Raw genomic sequence first — 15060 nt, forward strand, 5'->3', positions numbered from 1 at the left:
TACCCTGGTCCGTACCTATTCCTGACGATCAATCAGTCGACGGCCGGCGCACGCGCCGATGCACCCCGCGCCCGAGCCGCCGCCCCAGGAGCAGCCAACCCAGCAGCGCCCCCGTGGTGTTGAGGATGACATCGTCGATGTCGAAGGCCCGCCCGGTGACCAGCGCACCCTGCGCCAGCTCCACCATCAGCATCACGAGCGCCGTGAGCGCCAGCACCCGCAGCACCCCCCGGGCGCGCGGGGCGAGGACCGGCACCAGTACCCCGAACGGCACACCGAGGAGTACGTTCCCGCCGATCTGCTTGACCGTGTCCCGGAACTGCCCCTGCTCGACATAGGCCCACAGGGAACGGCCAGGGTGCAGATTGCTGTGCGTCAGCCGCACCGAGGCGGGGGACGGTTGCAGCGTGATCCGGGCCAGGATCACGGCGAACGCCACCATGAAGGCGAAGGCGACCGTCATCGCCAGCAGCCGGACGGGCAGGGGCAGCGCGTGCCGGGCGGCCGGCGGACTCGTCTCCTCGGCCCGCTCCCGCTTCCTGGGAGCGCGCAAGACGGCGGGCAGGTGCGGGACGGTGCGGGCCATTCGATCCTCCAGTCATGAACTTCCGGGAGTCTCAAGGCGATTACCCGCCCCTCGCCCCGGGATGCCGCCGACCCGGGCGGCCCCGGGCGCGCACCGCCGGTTTCCGTTCACGCTCCCGGGGCACTCCGGATGCGGACCAGCGTGCCGCCGCCCCGCCACGGGCCCGGCGGTGCTTGGATGCCTCGAGCGGCGCAGGGGACGAAGACCCGCACAGGTGTGCAAAGTGGACCGAGGAGGTGGCGGATGACCCGGCGGACGGCCCCGCGCACGGTCCTCCTCGCCGTCGGTGAACTCCTGGCCTGGTGGGCCGGACTGGCGCTGCTCTGGCTGGTGCTCATCACGACGGTCGACACCCTGGAGCGGATCGTCGGCGCGAGCTGTGCCGCCGTGGGCGCGACTCTGGCCCGGGCCGGCCGGCGGGCGGTGACCTGGCGGTGAACGGCTGGATCCTCGCCGCGACCATCGAGCTGGGCGGGGGAGGGGCGGCCACCCTGTGGGGCGTGACCACCGGTCCTGCCGCCCGCCGGGTGATCGCCCAGAACCTGACCACCTCCGTCGTGTGTCCCGCCCTGCTGCTCCTGTCCCAGGGCTACGGCCGCCCGTCCTACGTCGACCTGGCTCTGCTGCTCGCCCTGCTCGGCCCGGTCGGCACCCTCGTCTTCGCCCGGCTCCTGTCCGGCGAGCCGGAGCGTGACCGGCCGAGCGCCTGGGCGCTGACCTGGGCCGCCGCCGGGCTGGGCGCGGTCGTCGTGGTCGCGCTGTGCGTGGCCACCGGGCCGGGCCGGGCGATGCTGAAGCTCCTGGTGATCGGCGCCCTGCTGATCGGCGGCAACGTGATCGCCGCACGGGCGCTGTCGGGCGGCTTCCAGGGGGTGCGCGGTGGCTGACGCGGTACCGGCCGGCTTCGACGGGGGTGCGGCATGGCCGATGCCCTGATCGTCGTCGTCCTGCTGCTGGTGGCCGCCTCCGCCACCGCCGCCGTGGCCCAGCGCGACCCCGCCCGCCAGGCACTCGTGCTGTCCGTGCTCGGGATCGTCCTGGCCGTGCTGTTCACCGTCCTCCAGGCCCCGGACGTCGCCCTGTCCCAGCTGGCCGTCGGCTCCGCGCTGACCCCGCTGCTGATCATGCTGTCGGTCCGCAAGATCAGACGCCGTGGCCGCTCGAAGGAGGGCGAGAAGTGAACCGGCTGCGGCTGTGGCTGCTGGCCGTCGGCGGCGCGGGCCTGGCCGCCCTGCTCGTCGCCGCCTGCCTCGACCTGCCCGACTTCGGCGGCGGGTCGCACCCGTACGGCGAACGGGCCGTCCACGCCTCCCTCGACCGGCACACCGCCAACACGATCGCCTCCGTCAACTTCGACCAGCGCGCCTACGACACCCTCGGCGAGATGAGCATCCTGTTCGCCGCCGTCCTCGGCTGCGTGGTGCTGCTGCGCCAGGCCCGCGACGAGCACCGGTCCCCGCCCGAACCCGCCGACGTGGCCCGGCCGGTGCGCCGCTACGCGCTGATCGTGCTGCCCGTCGCCCTGGTCACCGGCCTGTACGTCATCGCCCACGGCCAGCTCAGCCCCGGTGGCGGATTCCAGGGCGGAGTCGTCGCCGCGACCGCCCTGCACCTGCTCTACCTCGGCGCCGACTACCGGGCGCTGGAACGCGTCCGCCCGCTCGCCGTCTACGTGACCTCCGACGCGCTCGCCGTCTCCTCCTACCTCGTGCTGGGCTTCGCCGGAATCCTCGCCGGCACCGCGTTCCTGTCCAGCACACTGCTGCCGCACGGCACCTTCAACACCCTGGCCTCCGGCGGCGCCGTCCCCCTGCTGAACGCGGCCGTCGGCGTGGAAGTGGCGAGCGCGGTCGTCGTCCTGCTCGCCAACTTCCTCGACCAGGCCGTCGAGATCGAGGAGGAGCAAGGGAGTTGAGAACACCGTGATGCACATCCTTCCCTACCTGATCGCGGCCTACGTCTTCCTGACGGGCTGCTACGGCCTCGCCACCAGCCGCAACCTCATCCACGCCGTCGGCTGCCTCGCGGTCTGCCAGTCCGCCACCTACGTCCTGCTGCTGGCGGTCGGCTACCGCGACGGCGCGACCGCGCCCGTCTTCTCCGACCTCGAGCCCGGCTCCCGGCCGGTGGTCGACCCGGTGGTGCAGGCCCTCACCCTCACCGACATCGTCGTCGGCGCCACCGTCACCGCGCTACTGCTCGCCCTGGTCCTGCAGATCGCCAAGCGGCACGGCACGGTCGACCCCGACCAACTCCGGGAGCTGCGCGGCTGATGCACCATCTGCTCCCGCTGCTTGTCGCGATCCCGCTGCTCGGAGCCGCCCTGCTGGTGGCCACCGGCCGCCGGCTGCCCCGGATCGCCGTCGAGATCACCGGCTTCGTGGTCTCCGGCGGTACGGCCGCCCTCGCGCTCGTGCTGCTGCTGGGCTCCTCACCGCCGATGGTCGAATGGGTCGGCGGCTGGCTGCCCGTCGGCGGCGAGAGCGTCGGCATCGTCGTGGTCGGGGACGGCGCCTCGCTCGGCATGGCCGCGCTGGTCTCGCTGCTGACCCTCGCCGCCCTCGCCTACTCCTGGCGCTACTTCGACGAACCCCCGCAGGGCGGCTCCGGCACGTTCACCGCGCTGATGCTGGTCTTCCAGGGCGCCATGTGCGGATTCGCCATCGCCGGTGACCTGTTCAACGCGTTCGTGTTCTTCGAGCTGATGAGCGTGGTGGCCTACGCCCTGACCGGCTACCGCATCGACGAGGCCAAGGCCGTCCAGGGCGCGCTGACCTTCGGCGTCGTCAACTCCCTCGGCGCGTACGCCATGCTGATGGGCATCGGCCTGCTGTACGCCCGTACCGGCGAACTGGCCATGTCGAAGATCGGGCGCGGACTCGACGCGCACGGCGGACCGGACGCCCTCGTCCTCGCCTCCTTCGTGCTCGTCCTGACCGGCCTGCTGGTGAAGGCGGCCGCGGTGCCCTTCCACTTCTGGCTCCCGGACGCGCACGCCGTCGCCCCCACCCCGGTGTGCATGCTGCTCTCCGGCGTCATGGTCGAACTCGGCGCCTACGGCGCCTGGCGCGTGTACGGCACCGTCTTCGCCGGCCCCGGCGGCATCCCCGCCGCCGACCTGACCCGGGCCCTGGTGACGCTCGGCACCCTCACGGCCGCGATCGGCGCCGTCATGTGCTGGTACCAGCGCCACATCAAACGGCTGCTCGCCTACTCCACCGTCGCCCACACCGGGCTCTTCCTCATCGGCCTCGGCGTCCTCACCCCCGAGGGAGACGACGGAATCGCCCTCTACCTCCTCGGGCACGCCGGCGTGAAGGCCGCGCTGTTCGCCTGCGCCGGCGTGCTGCTCGACCGGTACGGCAGTGTCGACGAGCACGCGCTGCACGGCCGGGCCCGCCCGCTCCACGCCACCGGGGTGATGTTCGCCGTCGGCGCCCTCGGGCTCGCGGGCCTGCCGCCGTTCGGCACCGCGCTCGGCAAGTCGGTCACCGAGGAGGCGGTCGGCGGCCCGCTCACCGCGGTGTACGTGACCGCCTCCGCGATCACCGCGGGCGCCGTCCTGCGGGTCACCGCACGCGTGTTCCTCGGGCTCGGCCCGCGCCCGCAGGACGCCGAGTTCGAGACCAGCGGCTCCGACGAGAAACCCGAGACCGGCGGTCTGCTGCGCCGGATCCCGGACACCATGACGACGGTGCCCGCGGTGCTGCTCGCCGGCGCCCTCGCCGTCGGAGTGGCCCCCGGATTCGGCGATCTGGTGGCCCGCTCGGTCAACGAGGCGGGCTCGGGCGGCGCCCACGCCTCCGTCCACTGGACGCCGCACGGCGTTCTGCTGGGGGTCGCCTCCACCGTGCTGGCCGCGACCCTCGCCGGTCTCGCCGTGACCCGCCCGCGCTGGGTGGCCGCCCCCGACTGGGCCGCGCCCCTGCGCCGCCTGCAGTCCGGCCACGTCGGCGACTACGTGGCCTGGCTGCTGGCCGGCGCCACGGTGCTGGGGGCGCTGGTGCTGCCGGGGGTGCTGGGCGGCTGATCGGGGCCCGGGCCCGCTCAGGGGCGGGTTGATCGGGGCCCCGGTGCCTGCTCAGGGGCCGTAGTCGATGTGCACCTCCTTGAAGCCGAGGGAGCGCAGCAGGCCCTGCAGCATTCCGGTGGTGTTCGTCTCGGCGCGGGCGGTCAGCCCGCTGCTCCTGGCCGCGTCGCCGATGTGCCGGACGGCGAGCTTCTGCACGGCCTGCTCGCTGTTGGGGTTGTCCGAGAACAGATCGCCGAGCCGGTCCAGCAGCCCGCGCTGCTTGGACACGGCGTAGGAGTGGTCGGGGTCGAGGGCCGGCTTGCCGAGCCGCGCGTGCGGCAGCCGGAGCGTGGCGGACGTACGGTCGCCGTTGACCCGCACGTCCCGCTCGCCGAGCCGGCCCAGGTCGACATAGGCGTCCACGGTGCCCGCGCCGACGTACAGGGTACGGGTCCCCCGGATGGCGTCGGGCAGGAACTTCGCGTCCTTGTCCAGGTCCACGACGACCTGGAAGTTGCCCGAAGCCGCGTTGTAACGGCTCATGTCCTGGATGGACTTGAGGAGCGCGGGTCCGGAACGGTCGTGTGTCTCGGTGCCGAACAGGTCCTTGATGCCCGGCAGCACGGCCAGCCGGATCCCGGCGAACAGCACGGCGAGCACCAGGACGAGCGCGGCCACGGCCTTGGCCCAGCCGGGCAGGTGCCTGACGGAAGTCGTCATCGTGACGGTCCTCCTTCCTGCTGTCCGAATGCCCGCCCACCGCCGTGGCAGACCGGTGCGTCGGCCGAATGGGCGTCCATGACGTACATGACCTGATCGCCGCCGGCCCTGGGCCCGGTGGCGGTCTGCCGCCAGTAGCATGACGATCCAGCCGGTGCCGATCATGCGAGGAGCGGATCGTGCGAGACATCGCCGTCTTCAGCGGTAGCGCCCACCCCGACCTGGCCCGCGAGGTCTGCGCGCACCTCGGGGTGCCGCTCAGCCCGACCCGCGTGAGCAGGTTCGCCAACGACTGCCTCGAGGCGCAGCTTCAGGCCAACTGCCGGCAGCGGGACGTCTTCCTGATCCAGCCGCTGGTCAGACCCGTGCAGGAGCACCTGGTGGAGCTGCTGCTGATGTGCGACGCGGCCCGGGGCGCCTCGGCGGCCCGGATCACCGTCGTCATGCCGCACTACTCCTACGCCCGCTCCGACAAGAAGGACGCTCCGCGCATCTCCCTCGGCGGACGGCTGGTCGCCGACCTACTGGTGGCGGCGGGCGCGAGCCGGGTCCTCACCATGACGCTGCACTCCCCGCAGGTGCACGGCTTCTTCTCGGTGCCGGTGGACCACCTGCACGCCCTGCGCGAACTGGCCGCGCACTTCCGGCAGTACGACCTCTCGCACACGACGGTCGTCTCCCCGGACCTCGGCAACGCCAAGGAGGCCGCCGCCTTCGCCCGGCGGATCGGTGCCCGGGTGGCGGCCGGCGCCAAGCAGCGGTACGCGGACGACCGGGTGACCATCAGCAACGTCATCGGCGACGTCACCGGACGGGACGTCATCGTGCTGGACGACGAGATCGCCAAGGGCAGCACCGTCCTTGAACTCCTGGACCGGTTGCGGGAGTCGGAGTCGCGGTCGATCCGGGTGGCCTGCACGCACGGGCTCTTCGCGGCCGGCGCCCTCAAGCGGCTGAGCGAGCAGCCGGACGTCCTGGAGATCGTGTGCACCAACACCGTGCCGATCCCCGCGGACGACCACACCGACAAGCTCCGCGTCCTGTCCATCGCCCCGGCGCTCGCCGAGGCCGTACGGCGGATCCACAACGGTGAGTCCGTCAGCGCCCTGTTCGAGGAGTCGTAGCGCGACGGGCCGGCCAGGTCACCCGGATCGTCACGGGCCCGGTGTCACAGCGTGCCGGACGCGGCCTCGGCCTCGGCCAGGGCCGCGTCCGGTGTCGGGTGCGGCGGCAGCAGCCGGGCGAGGCCGGTCACCCGGAGGACGCGCAGGGTCAGCGGGTGGGTGCACACCAGATGCAGCCGGCCACCGCGCTCCAGGATCCGGGCGCGGGCCCGGTGGAGCAGCCGCAGCCCCGAGCAGTCGAAGAACTCCACCGGCCGCAGATCGATCACGACCCGGGCGCCGGGGCGCTGGGTGATCCGGTCCAGGACGGGGCCGATCTCCGCCGCCGCGGCGATGTCGATCTCGCCCCGGAACTCCAGCACCGTGTAGCCGTGGTGCTCGTGCACCCGTAAATGCCGGGTGCGCGGAACGGGCTCGTCTCGCACGACGGCTTCACCTCCCACCCGCGCCCTGACATCGGTTCCCCGATCGTCAAGTTACCCTCGATGGAAGGAATTTGAGCATGTTCGGTTGACATATGTCTTCGAGGTTGCGGCGTGTCGTGGCACGGGCCGGGTGAACGGCCCGTGCACCGTCCGGATCCGGTCAGTCGACCAGCAGCACCAGCTTGCCCGTCGTGCGCCCGGTGTCGCCCAGCTCGTGCGCCTTCGCGGCGTCGGCCAGCGCGAACGTCCCGGCGATCGTCGCCGTCAGCTTCCCGGACTCCGCCAGCTCGGCCACCGCCCGCATCCCGGCGCGGTCGGCGTCGACCAGCATGCGCACCGCCCGGACGCCGAGCCGCTCGGCCTCCTCGTGGAACTCCTGGGAGCCGACCGGCAGGATCGACACCACGACACCGCCCGGCCGCAGCACCCGCAGGGACCGCACGGAGGTCTCCCCGCCGAGCGTGTCCAGGACGACGTCCACGTCCCGCACCGCCTCGGTGACGTCGGTGGAGCGGTAGTCGATGGGCTCGTCCACGCCGATCTCCCGCAGGAAGTCGTGCTTGCCCGCGCTCGCCGTGCCGATCACGTACGCGCCACGCGCCTTGGCGATCTGCACGGCCACGTGCCCGACCCCACCGGCCGCCGCGTGGATCAGCACCCGCTGTCCGGGCCGCACGTCCGCGTGCTCGGTCAGCGCCTGCCAGGCGGTCAGGGAGACCAGCGGCAGCGCGGCCGCCTGGGTGTGGTCGATCGAGTCCGGCTTGTGCGTGAGGGCACGGACCGGGGCGATCACGTACTCGGCGTGCGAGCCGTGGCCGAAGGGGTAGGGCAGCATGCCGAAGACCTCGTCGCCGGGCTGGAAGGCGGCCACGCCGATCCCGGTCTCGGCGACCTCGCCCGAGACGTCCCAGCCGAGGACGAACGGCGGTTCGCCCAGGAACCCGCCGGTGGCCCGGTGCTTCCAGTCGGTGGGGTTCACCCCGGCGGCCCGCACCCGGACCAGCACCTCGTTCGGGCCCGGCGCCGGCCGCCGCACCTGTACTTCCTTCAGGACCTCGGGACCGCCGAGGACGTCCTGGCTGATGGCTCGCATCGTGTTCACATCGCTCATGGTCACCCAGCCTGCCGGGCTCCGCGCGCCCGGGAAATGGCATGATTGCCAACCTTCGATAGAATCGTGCCATGCCTGATATGCAGCTGCTCACCCGTCGCCCGGAGCGGGTGGTCGTCCTCGCCCTCGACGGCGTCTACCCCTTCGAGCTGGGCATCCCCAGCCGCATCCTCGGCGCGGCCGACGGTCACTACGAGGTGCTGACCTGCACCGTCGACGGCCGGCCGGTGCGCACCAACGCCGACTTCACCGTCGGCGTCGCGCACGGCCCCGACATCCTGGAGACCGCCGACACGGTCGTCGTCGCCTCCGTGGCAACCGCCTTCATCCCCACCGAGCTGCCCGACGACGTGGCCGCCGCGCTCGCCCGTATCCGCCCGGACGCCCGGATCGTCTCCATCTGCACGGCCGCCTTCGTCCTGGCCGCGGCCGGCCTGCTGGACGGCCGCAGGGCGACCACGCACTGGCAGGTCGCCGATCTGTTCCGCCGCCGGTTCCCGCTGGTCGACCTCGACCCGGACGTCCTCTTCGTCGACGACGGCCGCGTCCTCACCTCGGCCGGCGCCGCCTCCGGTGTCGACATCTGCCTGCACATCGTGCGCACCGACCACGGCAGTGAGCTGGCCAACGCCGTCGCCCGCCGCTGTGTTGTCCCCCCGTTCCGGGACGGCGGCCAGGCCCAGTACATCGAGCAGCCGATCCCGGTCAGCGGCGCCGCGAGTACGGCGGAGACCCGAGCCTGGGCCCTGGAGCGGCTGGACGAGCCGCTCACCCTGGCCGACCTCGCCGGACACGCCCGGATGAGCCTGCGCACCTTCGCCCGTCGCTTCAACGACGAGGTCGGCCTCAGCCCCGGCCGCTGGCTGATCCAGCAGCGCGTGGCCCGTGCCCGGCACCTGCTCGAGTCCAGCGACCTGCCCGTGGACCGGATCGCCGGAGAGGTCGGCTTCGCCACCGGCGCCTCGCTGCGCCAGCACCTGCACGCGGCGATCGGCGTCTCCCCGCAGACGTACCGGAGAACGTTCCAGCGGGCCCGCTGAACACCCCGTGGAGGCCGGGCCCTCGCGCACCCGCCAGGACGGCTGCCGTCACCGCGCGGCGTACACCCGCTCGCCCCCGACGTAGGTGAGCGCCACGGTCGTCTCCGCGATGGCCTCCGGCGGCCCGGTGAACGGGTCGCGGTCCAGGACCACCAGGTCGGCGAGCGCCCCGACGGCCACCCGGCCGCCGTCGTCGAGGTGGTTCACATACGCCGACCCGGCCGTGTACGCCGTCAGCGCCTCCGCGAGACCGAGCCGCTCGGCGGGCAGGAACACCGGCCCGGCGCCGCCCGGTTCGATCCGGTTGACCGCGACATGGATGCCCTGGAGCGGATCGGGGCTGCTCACCGGCCAGTCGCTGCCCGCCGCGAGTCGCGCCCCGGAGCGCAGCAGCGCCCCGAACGGGTACTGCCGGGCGGCCCGTTCGGGTCCGAGGAACGGAATCGTCAGCTCGTCCATCTGCGGCTCGTGCGCGGCCCACAGCGGCTGGATGTTCGCCGTGGCGCCGAGCCCGGCGAACCGGGGCACGTCGTCCGGGTGGACGACCTGGAGGTGTGCGAGGTGCGGCCGGGTGTCGCTCGGCCCGTTGGCCGCGCGGGCCGCCTCGATCGCGTCCAGCGCGTCACGCACGGCCCGGTCGCCCAGCGCGTGGAAGTGGCACTGGAAGCCGCGTGCGTCCAACTCGGTGACGAATCGCGGCAGTTGCGCCGGATCGAGGAAGCTCTTGCCGTCGTTGGCCGTGGCGCAGCCGCACCGGTCGAGATACGGCTCGAGCAGGGCGGCCGTGTGGTTCTCGGCGACGCCGTCCAGCATCAGCTTCACCGTGCCCGCCCGGAACCGGCCGCGGCTGGACGCGGCCCGCTTCTCCACCAGTTCGGGGATCTGCTCCGCCCCACGCTCCCGGTCCCACCACAGCGCCCCCACCACCCGGGCGGTGAGCGAGCCGTCCTCGGCGGCGGTGAGGTACGCCTGCGCCGGATCGTCCATGCCGAGGAAGTCCCCGACCAGCGCGTCCTGCCAGGCGGTGATGCCGAGCGCGTGCAGGTGCCGCTGGGCGTGCAGCAGCGCGGCCAGCCGGTCGGCCGCCGTGGCGGGCGGGGCCAGCCGGCCGACCAGCTGCATCGCGCCCTCCTGCAAGGTGCCGGCGGGCGCGCCGGAGGCCTCCCGCTCGATGCGCCCGTCGGCCGGGTCGGGCGTGTCCCGGTCGATGCCGGCCAGCTCCAGCGCCCGGCTGTTGACCCAGGCGCCGTGGTGGTCCCGGTTCGGCAGGTACACCGGCCGGTCCGGCACCACCGCGTCCAGCAGTTCCTTCGTCGGGGTACCGCCCGCGAACGCCTCCATCGACCAACCGCCACCGAGGATCCACTCCCGCTCGGGATGGGCGTCGGCATACGCGCGTACGGCGGCCACGGTCTCCGCGGCCGATGTCGTGCCGGTCAGATCGCACCTGGACATTTCGAGCCCGGCCGGCACCGGATGGACGTGGGCGTCCTGAAAGCCCGGCAGCAGCAGCCGGCCGGCGAGGTCGACCGTCTCGGTGCGGGGCCCGGCGAGTTCACGCACCTCGGCGTGGCCGACGGCCGTGATCCGGTCGCCGGTGACGGCCACGGAGGTCGCGGTGCGGCCCTCGGGAGTGAGGACGGGGCCGCCGGTGAAGAGGAGGTCGGCGTGCATGGTGCCTTTCGTGGGTGGTCGGTCGGAGGCGGGCGGAGCTGCCGGCGGTCGCCGTCGGCCCTCGCCGCCGCGACAGTACGGTGACATGCGCGCGCGTACGACGGCGAGCCGCCCCTGGATCACCGGCCTGAGCGTACGGTCCCGGCTCACCCCGCGGACACGCCTCGGCGAGATCCGGGCCGGTACCGATCACTGCCCGTCACACTGGACGGCGTCCCCGTGTCATACCCGTGGTACCGACGACCAGGAGGCCGTACGACATGACCACAGCGCCCGCCCGCACCGCCGAACAGCGCAAGAAGGACACCCTCCACCGGCTGGAGCACGACGTCGACGCCTGGGTCGCCACCGCCGGCCCCGACGGCGGTGCCCCCTATCTCGTCCCGCTGTCCTTCGTGTGGGACGGTTCCACCCTGCTGATCGCCACCCCCGCCGAGAGCCCCACCGGCCGCAACCTCGTGGCCACCGGCACCGCCCGCCTCGGCATCGGCCCCACCCGGGACGTCGTCATCGTCGAAGGCACCGTCCGGGCCGTGACCCCGGAGGACCTGCCCGAGGAGGACGCCGAGGTGTTCGCCGGGAAGACCGGCTTCGACCCGCGCCGACTCGCCACCCGCTACCTGTACTTCAGCATCACTCCGCAACGCGTCCAGGCCTGGCGCGAGGCGAACGAGCTGCGGGGACGGGAGCTGATGCGCGACGGGGAGTGGCTGCCCGCCGACTGAATCCGGTGGCCCGGGATATCCGCAGGGGAGAGGAGAACCCCCGGGAGGAAGCATGGCACTGGTGAAAGCGGGCGTCGTGGTGCTGGACTGCGCCGAGCCCGAGAAACTCGCCGCGTTCTACAAGGAGTTGCTGGAAGGCGAACTGACGGAGGCCTCCGCCAACCTGGTGGAGATCCGGGGCGCCGACGGCATCCGGCTGGGCTTCCGCCGGGACGTCAACGCGACCCCGCCCAGCTGGCCGCGCCCGGAGAACTCCCTCCAGGCGCATCTCGACTTCCTGGTCGAGGACTTGGACGAGGCCGAGCGCCGGGTGGTGGGGCTCGGCGGCCGGCCGATCGAGACGAGGGACGCGGCGGGGCCGTACGAGGAACGCGGATACGCCGACCCCGCCGGTCACTCCTTCACCCTGCGCCTGACCCCCACGAGGGCTCCCAAGCAGGGCTAGCCAGGGCTTGCCTTCCGGATCAGGCCGGCGGGAGCGACGGCGTCCCGCCTGCCCGACCCGGAGGACACCCCCTGGGGCTCACTTCCCGGGGCTCAGTCCCGGCCGCCCTTGTCGGAGGCGGGCCATACACCCGTCGACCGGGCGATGGCCTTGGCGCCGGTGCGGTCCACGGCGCTGCGCACCACCGCGAAGATCGCGCCCTGGACCGCCGCGGCGAGCAGGACCTCACCCCAGCCGCGGTCCGGGTCCAGGGCGTCGGGCGCGTCCTCCTCGTGCCGGATCGCCATCCACGCCTTGCGGAAGGCCATGCCTGCCAGCGCGCCGCCCGCCCAGCTGAGCACGAATCCGACCGGCTGGTAGACGAGTGGGAGCTTCTTCTTCTTGTTCTTGGCCATGTGTGACTCCTTCCTCGTCACGCGTCGCTCATGCCGGGCGTCCCTGCGGGGCCACTCGTTCGCCGGGAGGCACCGGTCCCGGCGGTGTACCGTCGCCGAAGGGCCGGCCGCCCAGCTCCGCGCGGTGGTGCGGGCTCAGCCAGCCGCCGAGATCCGGGCCGAGGGGCACGATGCCGGTGGGGTTGATGCCGGTGTGCACCTGGTAGTAGTGCCGCTTGATGTGGTCGAAGTCGACGGTGTCGCCGAACCCGGGTGTCTGGAACAGGTCCCTGGCGTACGCCCACAGCACCGGGTTCTCGGCCAGCTTCCAGCGGTTGCACTTGAAGTGACCGTGGTAGACGGCGTCGAACCGGACCAGCGTGGTGAAGAGCCGCACGTCCGCCTCGGTGATGCCGTCGCCGACCAGATACCGCTGTCCGGCCAGCCGCTCGGCGAGCAGTTCCAGCCGCCGGAACACCGCCTCGCACGCCTCCTCGTACTCCTTCTGCCGCGTGGCGAACCCGGCCCGGTACACGCCGTTGTTCACGTCCTCGTAGACCTCGGCCATCACCCGGTCGATCTCCTCGCGCCTTTCGGCCGGGTAGAGGTCGGGCGCGCCGGCGCGGTGCAGGGCCGCCCACTCGGTGGCCAGGTCCAGGGTGAGCTGCTGGTAGTCGTTGGTGACCAGCCGCCCACTGGGGACGTCCACGACCGCGGGCACGCTCACCCCGCCCGGGTAGTCCGTCTCCCGGCGGTCGTACGCCTCGCTCAGGAACCGGATGCCGAGCACCGGGTCCCGGCCGTCCGGGTCCAGGGTGAACCGCCAGCTGCGGTCGTCCTGGATCGGGTCGGCGACCGCCATCGGCAAGGCCTCCTCCAGACCCAGCAGCCGGCGCGAGATCACGGCCCGGCTCGCCCAGGGACAGGCACGGGAGACCACCAGCCGGTATCGGCCCGCCGCCACCGGCCAGCCGTCCCGGCCGTCGGCGGTGACGCGGTCCTGGAAGTGGCTCCTGGACCGGTTGAACCTCTTGTGGCCGTAGGCCCTGTTGCCGTCGCCGCTCATTTCTCCTCCTCGCCGGCCGAAGGGCTCCGGGCAACGCGTTCCCCGTTTTCCGCCGCCCGCACGGTGTGAGACGCACGGTCGGGGGCAGTCGCCGATGAATGAGCGGGACATCCTCAGGACGGGAGACGGCCGCACAGACGGCCGAGAGCAGCGGCGCGCCACACACGCGCGACCCCGGGGCGGACGACGGGACGCCGACGGCGCCGGCCGACGGCCCGGCGGCCGCGGAGACGAGCCGGCCGGACCACTCGACGGCCGACCAGCACACCAAGGTCACCGTCCTCGTGGCGCTGGCCGCCAATCTGGTGATCGCCGCCGCCAAGGGCGTCGGCGGCGTCCTCGCCGGCTCGCCCGCGCTCATGTCGGAGGCCGCGCACTCCGTCGCCGACAGCCTCAACGAGGTGTTCCTGCTGGCCGCACTGCGCCGCAGCCGCCGCCCCGCCGACGCACGGCACCCCTTCGGCTACGGCAAGGAGCGCTTCTTCTGGTCCCTCCTCGCCGCCGTCGGCATCTTCGTCATGGGCGGCTGCTTCTCCTTCTTCCAGGGCTTCGAGGCACTCCGCGAGCAGACCGAGGAGACGTTCAGCGGTTATGTGGCGGGTCTGATCGTGCTCGGCGTGGCACTGGTGGCCGAGGGCGTCTCGCTGCTGCGTGCCCTGCACCAGGTGCGCCGGCAGGGCGGGCTCGGTGGCCTGCGCGACCCGGCGCTGCGCACCGTGGTCGCCGAGGACGGCACGGCGGTGCTGGGTGTCACCCTCGCCCTGGTCGGTATGGCCCTGCACATGGTCACCGGGCAGGTGGTGTGGGAGGCGTCCGCCTCGCTGGCGATCGGCGGGCTGCTGGTGTACGTCGCCTACCGGCTCGGCCGCGAGGCCCGGGACCAGCTCATCGGCGAGGCCGCCGACCCGGAGCTGAGCGGCAGGATCCGGTCGCTGCTCGAGGCACAGCCGGAGATCGACAGCGTGGAGGCGCTGCTCACGATGAAGATGGGCCTCGACTCCACCCTGGTGGCCGCGCGTATCGACCTGATGCCCGGCCTGGACAGCGAACGGATCGAGGAAGTCGCCGTACGCATCAAGCGCTCCCTGGCCCGGACGTTCCCCGACGCGGACCAGATCTTCCTCGACGTGACCGACCGGCCGGCGGGCGAGGCACAGGAGAGCCCCGCCGCGACGGGGGAGCGCGGCGGGGCCTGACGCTCGGGTGCCCCCCCGGGGCCGGCTTCACACACCACCGGAAGGGATTTCTTCCGGAAGGATCCGGTCCCGGGCCGGAATTCAGCTCTCGTCGAGGGGCTCCAGCACGAACACGGGAATCTCCCGCTCGGTCTTCTCCTGGTAGTCGGCGTACGGCGGATACGCCGCCACGGCCCGCTCCCACCACTCGGCCTTCTCCGCGCCGGTGACCTCACGGGCCCGCATGTCCCGTTTGACCGGGCCGTCCTGCAGCTCGACCCGCGGATCGCCCTTGACGTTGAAGTACCAGACCGGATGCCTGGGTGCCCCGCCCTGCGAGGCGACCACCGCGTACGCCCCCTCGTGCTCCACCCGCATCAGCGGCGTCTTGCGGATCTTCCCGCTCTTCGCGCCCCGCGTGGTGAGGACGATCACCGGCAGACCGGTGTCGAGCAGCGTCGTCCCCTTCGTCCCGCCCGAGCTCTCGTACAGCTCGACCTGCTCGCGCACCCACTGTGTCGGGCTGGGCTCGTACTCGCCCTCAAGAGGCATGGGCTCCGTCTCCTTCGTCGGTACAGCGGCT

General features: G+C 72.7%; 19 protein-coding genes. 11 read left to right on the forward strand and 8 right to left on the reverse strand.

What is annotated here, in order from left to right; genetic code table 11:
- Positions 1–28: 28 nt before the first annotated feature.
- Positions 29–586 (reverse strand): VanZ family protein, encoded by a 558-nt coding sequence (locus AC07C1_RS24020; RefSeq protein WP_478942012.1) that lies wholly within the window; start codon positions 584–586, stop codon positions 29–31.
- A 243-nt stretch (positions 587–829) separates the two neighbouring features.
- Here AC07C1_RS24020 and AC07C1_RS24025 point away from each other — a divergent pair, with 243 nt between their 5' ends.
- The 6 genes from AC07C1_RS24025 to AC07C1_RS24050 are packed head-to-tail and all read left to right on the forward strand — an operon-like array spanning position 830 to position 4616.
- Positions 830–1024: a hypothetical protein gene (locus AC07C1_RS24025; protein WP_478942013.1), complete on the forward strand. Its 195-nt coding sequence runs from the start codon at positions 830–832 to the stop codon at positions 1022–1024.
- A complete protein-coding gene (locus tag AC07C1_RS24030) occupies positions 1021–1473 on the forward strand; it encodes an MrpF/PhaF family protein (protein ID WP_478942015.1) in 453 nt (150 codons plus the stop codon). The genes AC07C1_RS24025 and AC07C1_RS24030 overlap by 4 nt, the downstream gene beginning before the upstream one ends.
- A 33-nt stretch (positions 1474–1506) precedes the next feature.
- Positions 1507–1767, forward strand: a complete 261-nt coding sequence (locus tag AC07C1_RS24035) for a Na(+)/H(+) antiporter subunit B (RefSeq protein ID WP_478942017.1) — start codon at positions 1507–1509, stop codon at positions 1765–1767.
- Positions 1764–2501 (forward strand): MnhB domain-containing protein, encoded by a 738-nt coding sequence (locus tag AC07C1_RS24040; RefSeq protein WP_478942018.1) that lies wholly within the window; start codon positions 1764–1766, stop codon positions 2499–2501. The genes AC07C1_RS24035 and AC07C1_RS24040 overlap by 4 nt, the downstream gene beginning before the upstream one ends.
- Before the next feature lie 10 nt (positions 2502–2511).
- Complete coding sequence (locus tag AC07C1_RS24045) at positions 2512–2859, forward strand: sodium:proton antiporter (RefSeq protein ID WP_478942101.1); 348 nt, start codon at positions 2512–2514, stop codon at positions 2857–2859.
- Complete coding sequence (locus AC07C1_RS24050) at positions 2859–4616, forward strand: complex I subunit 5 family protein (protein ID WP_478942020.1); 1758 nt, start codon at positions 2859–2861, stop codon at positions 4614–4616. The genes AC07C1_RS24045 and AC07C1_RS24050 overlap by 1 nt, the downstream gene beginning before the upstream one ends.
- A 51-nt stretch (positions 4617–4667) precedes the next feature.
- Here AC07C1_RS24050 and AC07C1_RS24055 read toward each other — a convergent pair whose 3' ends face one another.
- Positions 4668–5318: a DUF4230 domain-containing protein gene (locus AC07C1_RS24055; RefSeq protein WP_478942022.1), complete on the reverse strand. Its 651-nt coding sequence runs from the start codon at positions 5316–5318 to the stop codon at positions 4668–4670.
- Positions 5319–5497: 179 nt separating this feature from the next.
- On the opposite strand from AC07C1_RS24055, the gene AC07C1_RS24060 reads away from it, so the two are divergent.
- Positions 5498–6442, forward strand: a complete 945-nt coding sequence (locus AC07C1_RS24060; protein ID WP_478942024.1) for a ribose-phosphate diphosphokinase — start codon at positions 5498–5500, stop codon at positions 6440–6442.
- 44 nt (positions 6443–6486) lie between these two features.
- Here AC07C1_RS24060 and AC07C1_RS24065 read toward each other — a convergent pair whose 3' ends face one another.
- Together AC07C1_RS24065 and AC07C1_RS24070 are read right to left on the reverse strand one after the other, a co-directional pair.
- Positions 6487–6867 (reverse strand): anti-sigma factor antagonist, encoded by a 381-nt coding sequence (locus AC07C1_RS24065; RefSeq protein ID WP_478942026.1) that lies wholly within the window; start codon positions 6865–6867, stop codon positions 6487–6489.
- Between the two features lie 160 nt (positions 6868–7027).
- On the reverse strand, positions 7028–7978 hold the full coding sequence (locus AC07C1_RS24070; protein ID WP_478942028.1) for an NADP-dependent oxidoreductase: 951 nt from the start codon (positions 7976–7978) through the stop codon (positions 7028–7030).
- Positions 7979–8049: 71 nt separating this feature from the next.
- On the opposite strand from AC07C1_RS24070, the gene AC07C1_RS24075 reads away from it, so the two are divergent.
- A complete protein-coding gene (locus AC07C1_RS24075; RefSeq protein ID WP_478942030.1) occupies positions 8050–9018 on the forward strand; it encodes a GlxA family transcriptional regulator in 969 nt (322 codons plus the stop codon).
- Between the two features lie 48 nt (positions 9019–9066).
- Here AC07C1_RS24075 and AC07C1_RS24080 read toward each other — a convergent pair whose 3' ends face one another.
- The gene (locus AC07C1_RS24080; RefSeq protein ID WP_478942032.1) at positions 9067–10692 is read right to left on the reverse strand and encodes an amidohydrolase; all 1626 of its coding nucleotides are present in this window, start codon (positions 10690–10692) and stop codon (positions 9067–9069) included.
- A 260-nt stretch (positions 10693–10952) separates the two neighbouring features.
- On the opposite strand from AC07C1_RS24080, the gene AC07C1_RS24085 reads away from it, so the two are divergent.
- Together AC07C1_RS24085 and AC07C1_RS24090 are read left to right on the forward strand one after the other, a co-directional pair.
- Positions 10953–11417, forward strand: a complete 465-nt coding sequence (locus AC07C1_RS24085) for a pyridoxamine 5'-phosphate oxidase family protein (RefSeq protein ID WP_478942034.1) — start codon at positions 10953–10955, stop codon at positions 11415–11417.
- Positions 11418–11469: 52 nt separating this feature from the next.
- Positions 11470–11862: a VOC family protein gene (locus tag AC07C1_RS24090; protein ID WP_478942036.1), complete on the forward strand. Its 393-nt coding sequence runs from the start codon at positions 11470–11472 to the stop codon at positions 11860–11862.
- 92 nt (positions 11863–11954) lie between these two features.
- Here the strand turns inward: AC07C1_RS24090 and AC07C1_RS24095 are convergent, their stop codons facing one another.
- Both AC07C1_RS24095 and AC07C1_RS24100 read right to left on the reverse strand, forming a co-directional pair.
- On the reverse strand, positions 11955–12257 hold the full coding sequence (locus tag AC07C1_RS24095; protein WP_478942038.1) for a DUF4235 domain-containing protein: 303 nt from the start codon (positions 12255–12257) through the stop codon (positions 11955–11957).
- 28 nt (positions 12258–12285) lie between these two features.
- Positions 12286–13302: a glutathione S-transferase family protein gene (locus AC07C1_RS24100; protein WP_478942040.1), complete on the reverse strand. Its 1017-nt coding sequence runs from the start codon at positions 13300–13302 to the stop codon at positions 12286–12288.
- Between the two features lie 98 nt (positions 13303–13400).
- On the opposite strand from AC07C1_RS24100, the gene AC07C1_RS24105 reads away from it, so the two are divergent.
- Positions 13401–14498, forward strand: coding sequence for a cation diffusion facilitator family transporter (locus tag AC07C1_RS24105; protein ID WP_478942042.1), 1098 nt, complete (start codon positions 13401–13403; stop codon positions 14496–14498).
- Positions 14499–14579: 81 nt separating this feature from the next.
- Here AC07C1_RS24105 and AC07C1_RS24110 read toward each other — a convergent pair whose 3' ends face one another.
- A complete protein-coding gene (locus AC07C1_RS24110) occupies positions 14580–15029 on the reverse strand; it encodes a nitroreductase family deazaflavin-dependent oxidoreductase (protein WP_478942044.1) in 450 nt (149 codons plus the stop codon).
- Between the last annotated feature and the right edge of the window lie 31 nt (positions 15030–15060).

The sequence above is a fragment of the Streptomyces sp. NPDC045022 genome (genome assembly GCF_056432605.1).

Bases quoted from the DNA above. Each gene is read 5' to 3' on its own strand.
- AC07C1_RS24095 (WP_478942038.1), bottom strand. From the start codon at position 12,257: ATGGCCAAGAACAAGAAGAAGAAGCTCCCACTCGTCTACCAGCCGGTC.
- AC07C1_RS24085 (WP_478942034.1), top strand. From the start codon at position 10,953: ATGACCACAGCGCCCGCCCGCACCGCCGAACAGCGCAAGAAGGACACC.
- AC07C1_RS24035 (WP_478942017.1), top strand. From the start codon at position 1,507: ATGGCCGATGCCCTGATCGTCGTCGTCCTGCTGCTGGTGGCCGCCTCC.
- AC07C1_RS24080 (WP_478942032.1), bottom strand. From the start codon at position 10,692: ATGCACGCCGACCTCCTCTTCACCGGCGGCCCCGTCCTCACTCCCGAG.
- AC07C1_RS24070 (WP_478942028.1), bottom strand. From the start codon at position 7,978: ATGAGCGATGTGAACACGATGCGAGCCATCAGCCAGGACGTCCTCGGC.
- AC07C1_RS24075 (WP_478942030.1), top strand. From the start codon at position 8,050: ATGCCTGATATGCAGCTGCTCACCCGTCGCCCGGAGCGGGTGGTCGTC.
- AC07C1_RS24105 (WP_478942042.1), top strand. From the start codon at position 13,401: ATGAGCGGGACATCCTCAGGACGGGAGACGGCCGCACAGACGGCCGAG.
- AC07C1_RS24025 (WP_478942013.1), top strand. From the start codon at position 830: ATGACCCGGCGGACGGCCCCGCGCACGGTCCTCCTCGCCGTCGGTGAA.
- AC07C1_RS24110 (WP_478942044.1), bottom strand. From the start codon at position 15,029: ATGCCTCTTGAGGGCGAGTACGAGCCCAGCCCGACACAGTGGGTGCGC.
- AC07C1_RS24045 (WP_478942101.1), top strand. From the start codon at position 2,512: ATGCACATCCTTCCCTACCTGATCGCGGCCTACGTCTTCCTGACGGGC.
- AC07C1_RS24055 (WP_478942022.1), bottom strand. From the start codon at position 5,318: ATGACGACTTCCGTCAGGCACCTGCCCGGCTGGGCCAAGGCCGTGGCC.
- AC07C1_RS24100 (WP_478942040.1), bottom strand. From the start codon at position 13,302: ATGAGCGGCGACGGCAACAGGGCCTACGGCCACAAGAGGTTCAACCGG.
- AC07C1_RS24050 (WP_478942020.1), top strand. From the start codon at position 2,859: ATGCACCATCTGCTCCCGCTGCTTGTCGCGATCCCGCTGCTCGGAGCC.
- AC07C1_RS24090 (WP_478942036.1), top strand. From the start codon at position 11,470: ATGGCACTGGTGAAAGCGGGCGTCGTGGTGCTGGACTGCGCCGAGCCC.
- AC07C1_RS24020 (WP_478942012.1), bottom strand. From the start codon at position 586: ATGGCCCGCACCGTCCCGCACCTGCCCGCCGTCTTGCGCGCTCCCAGG.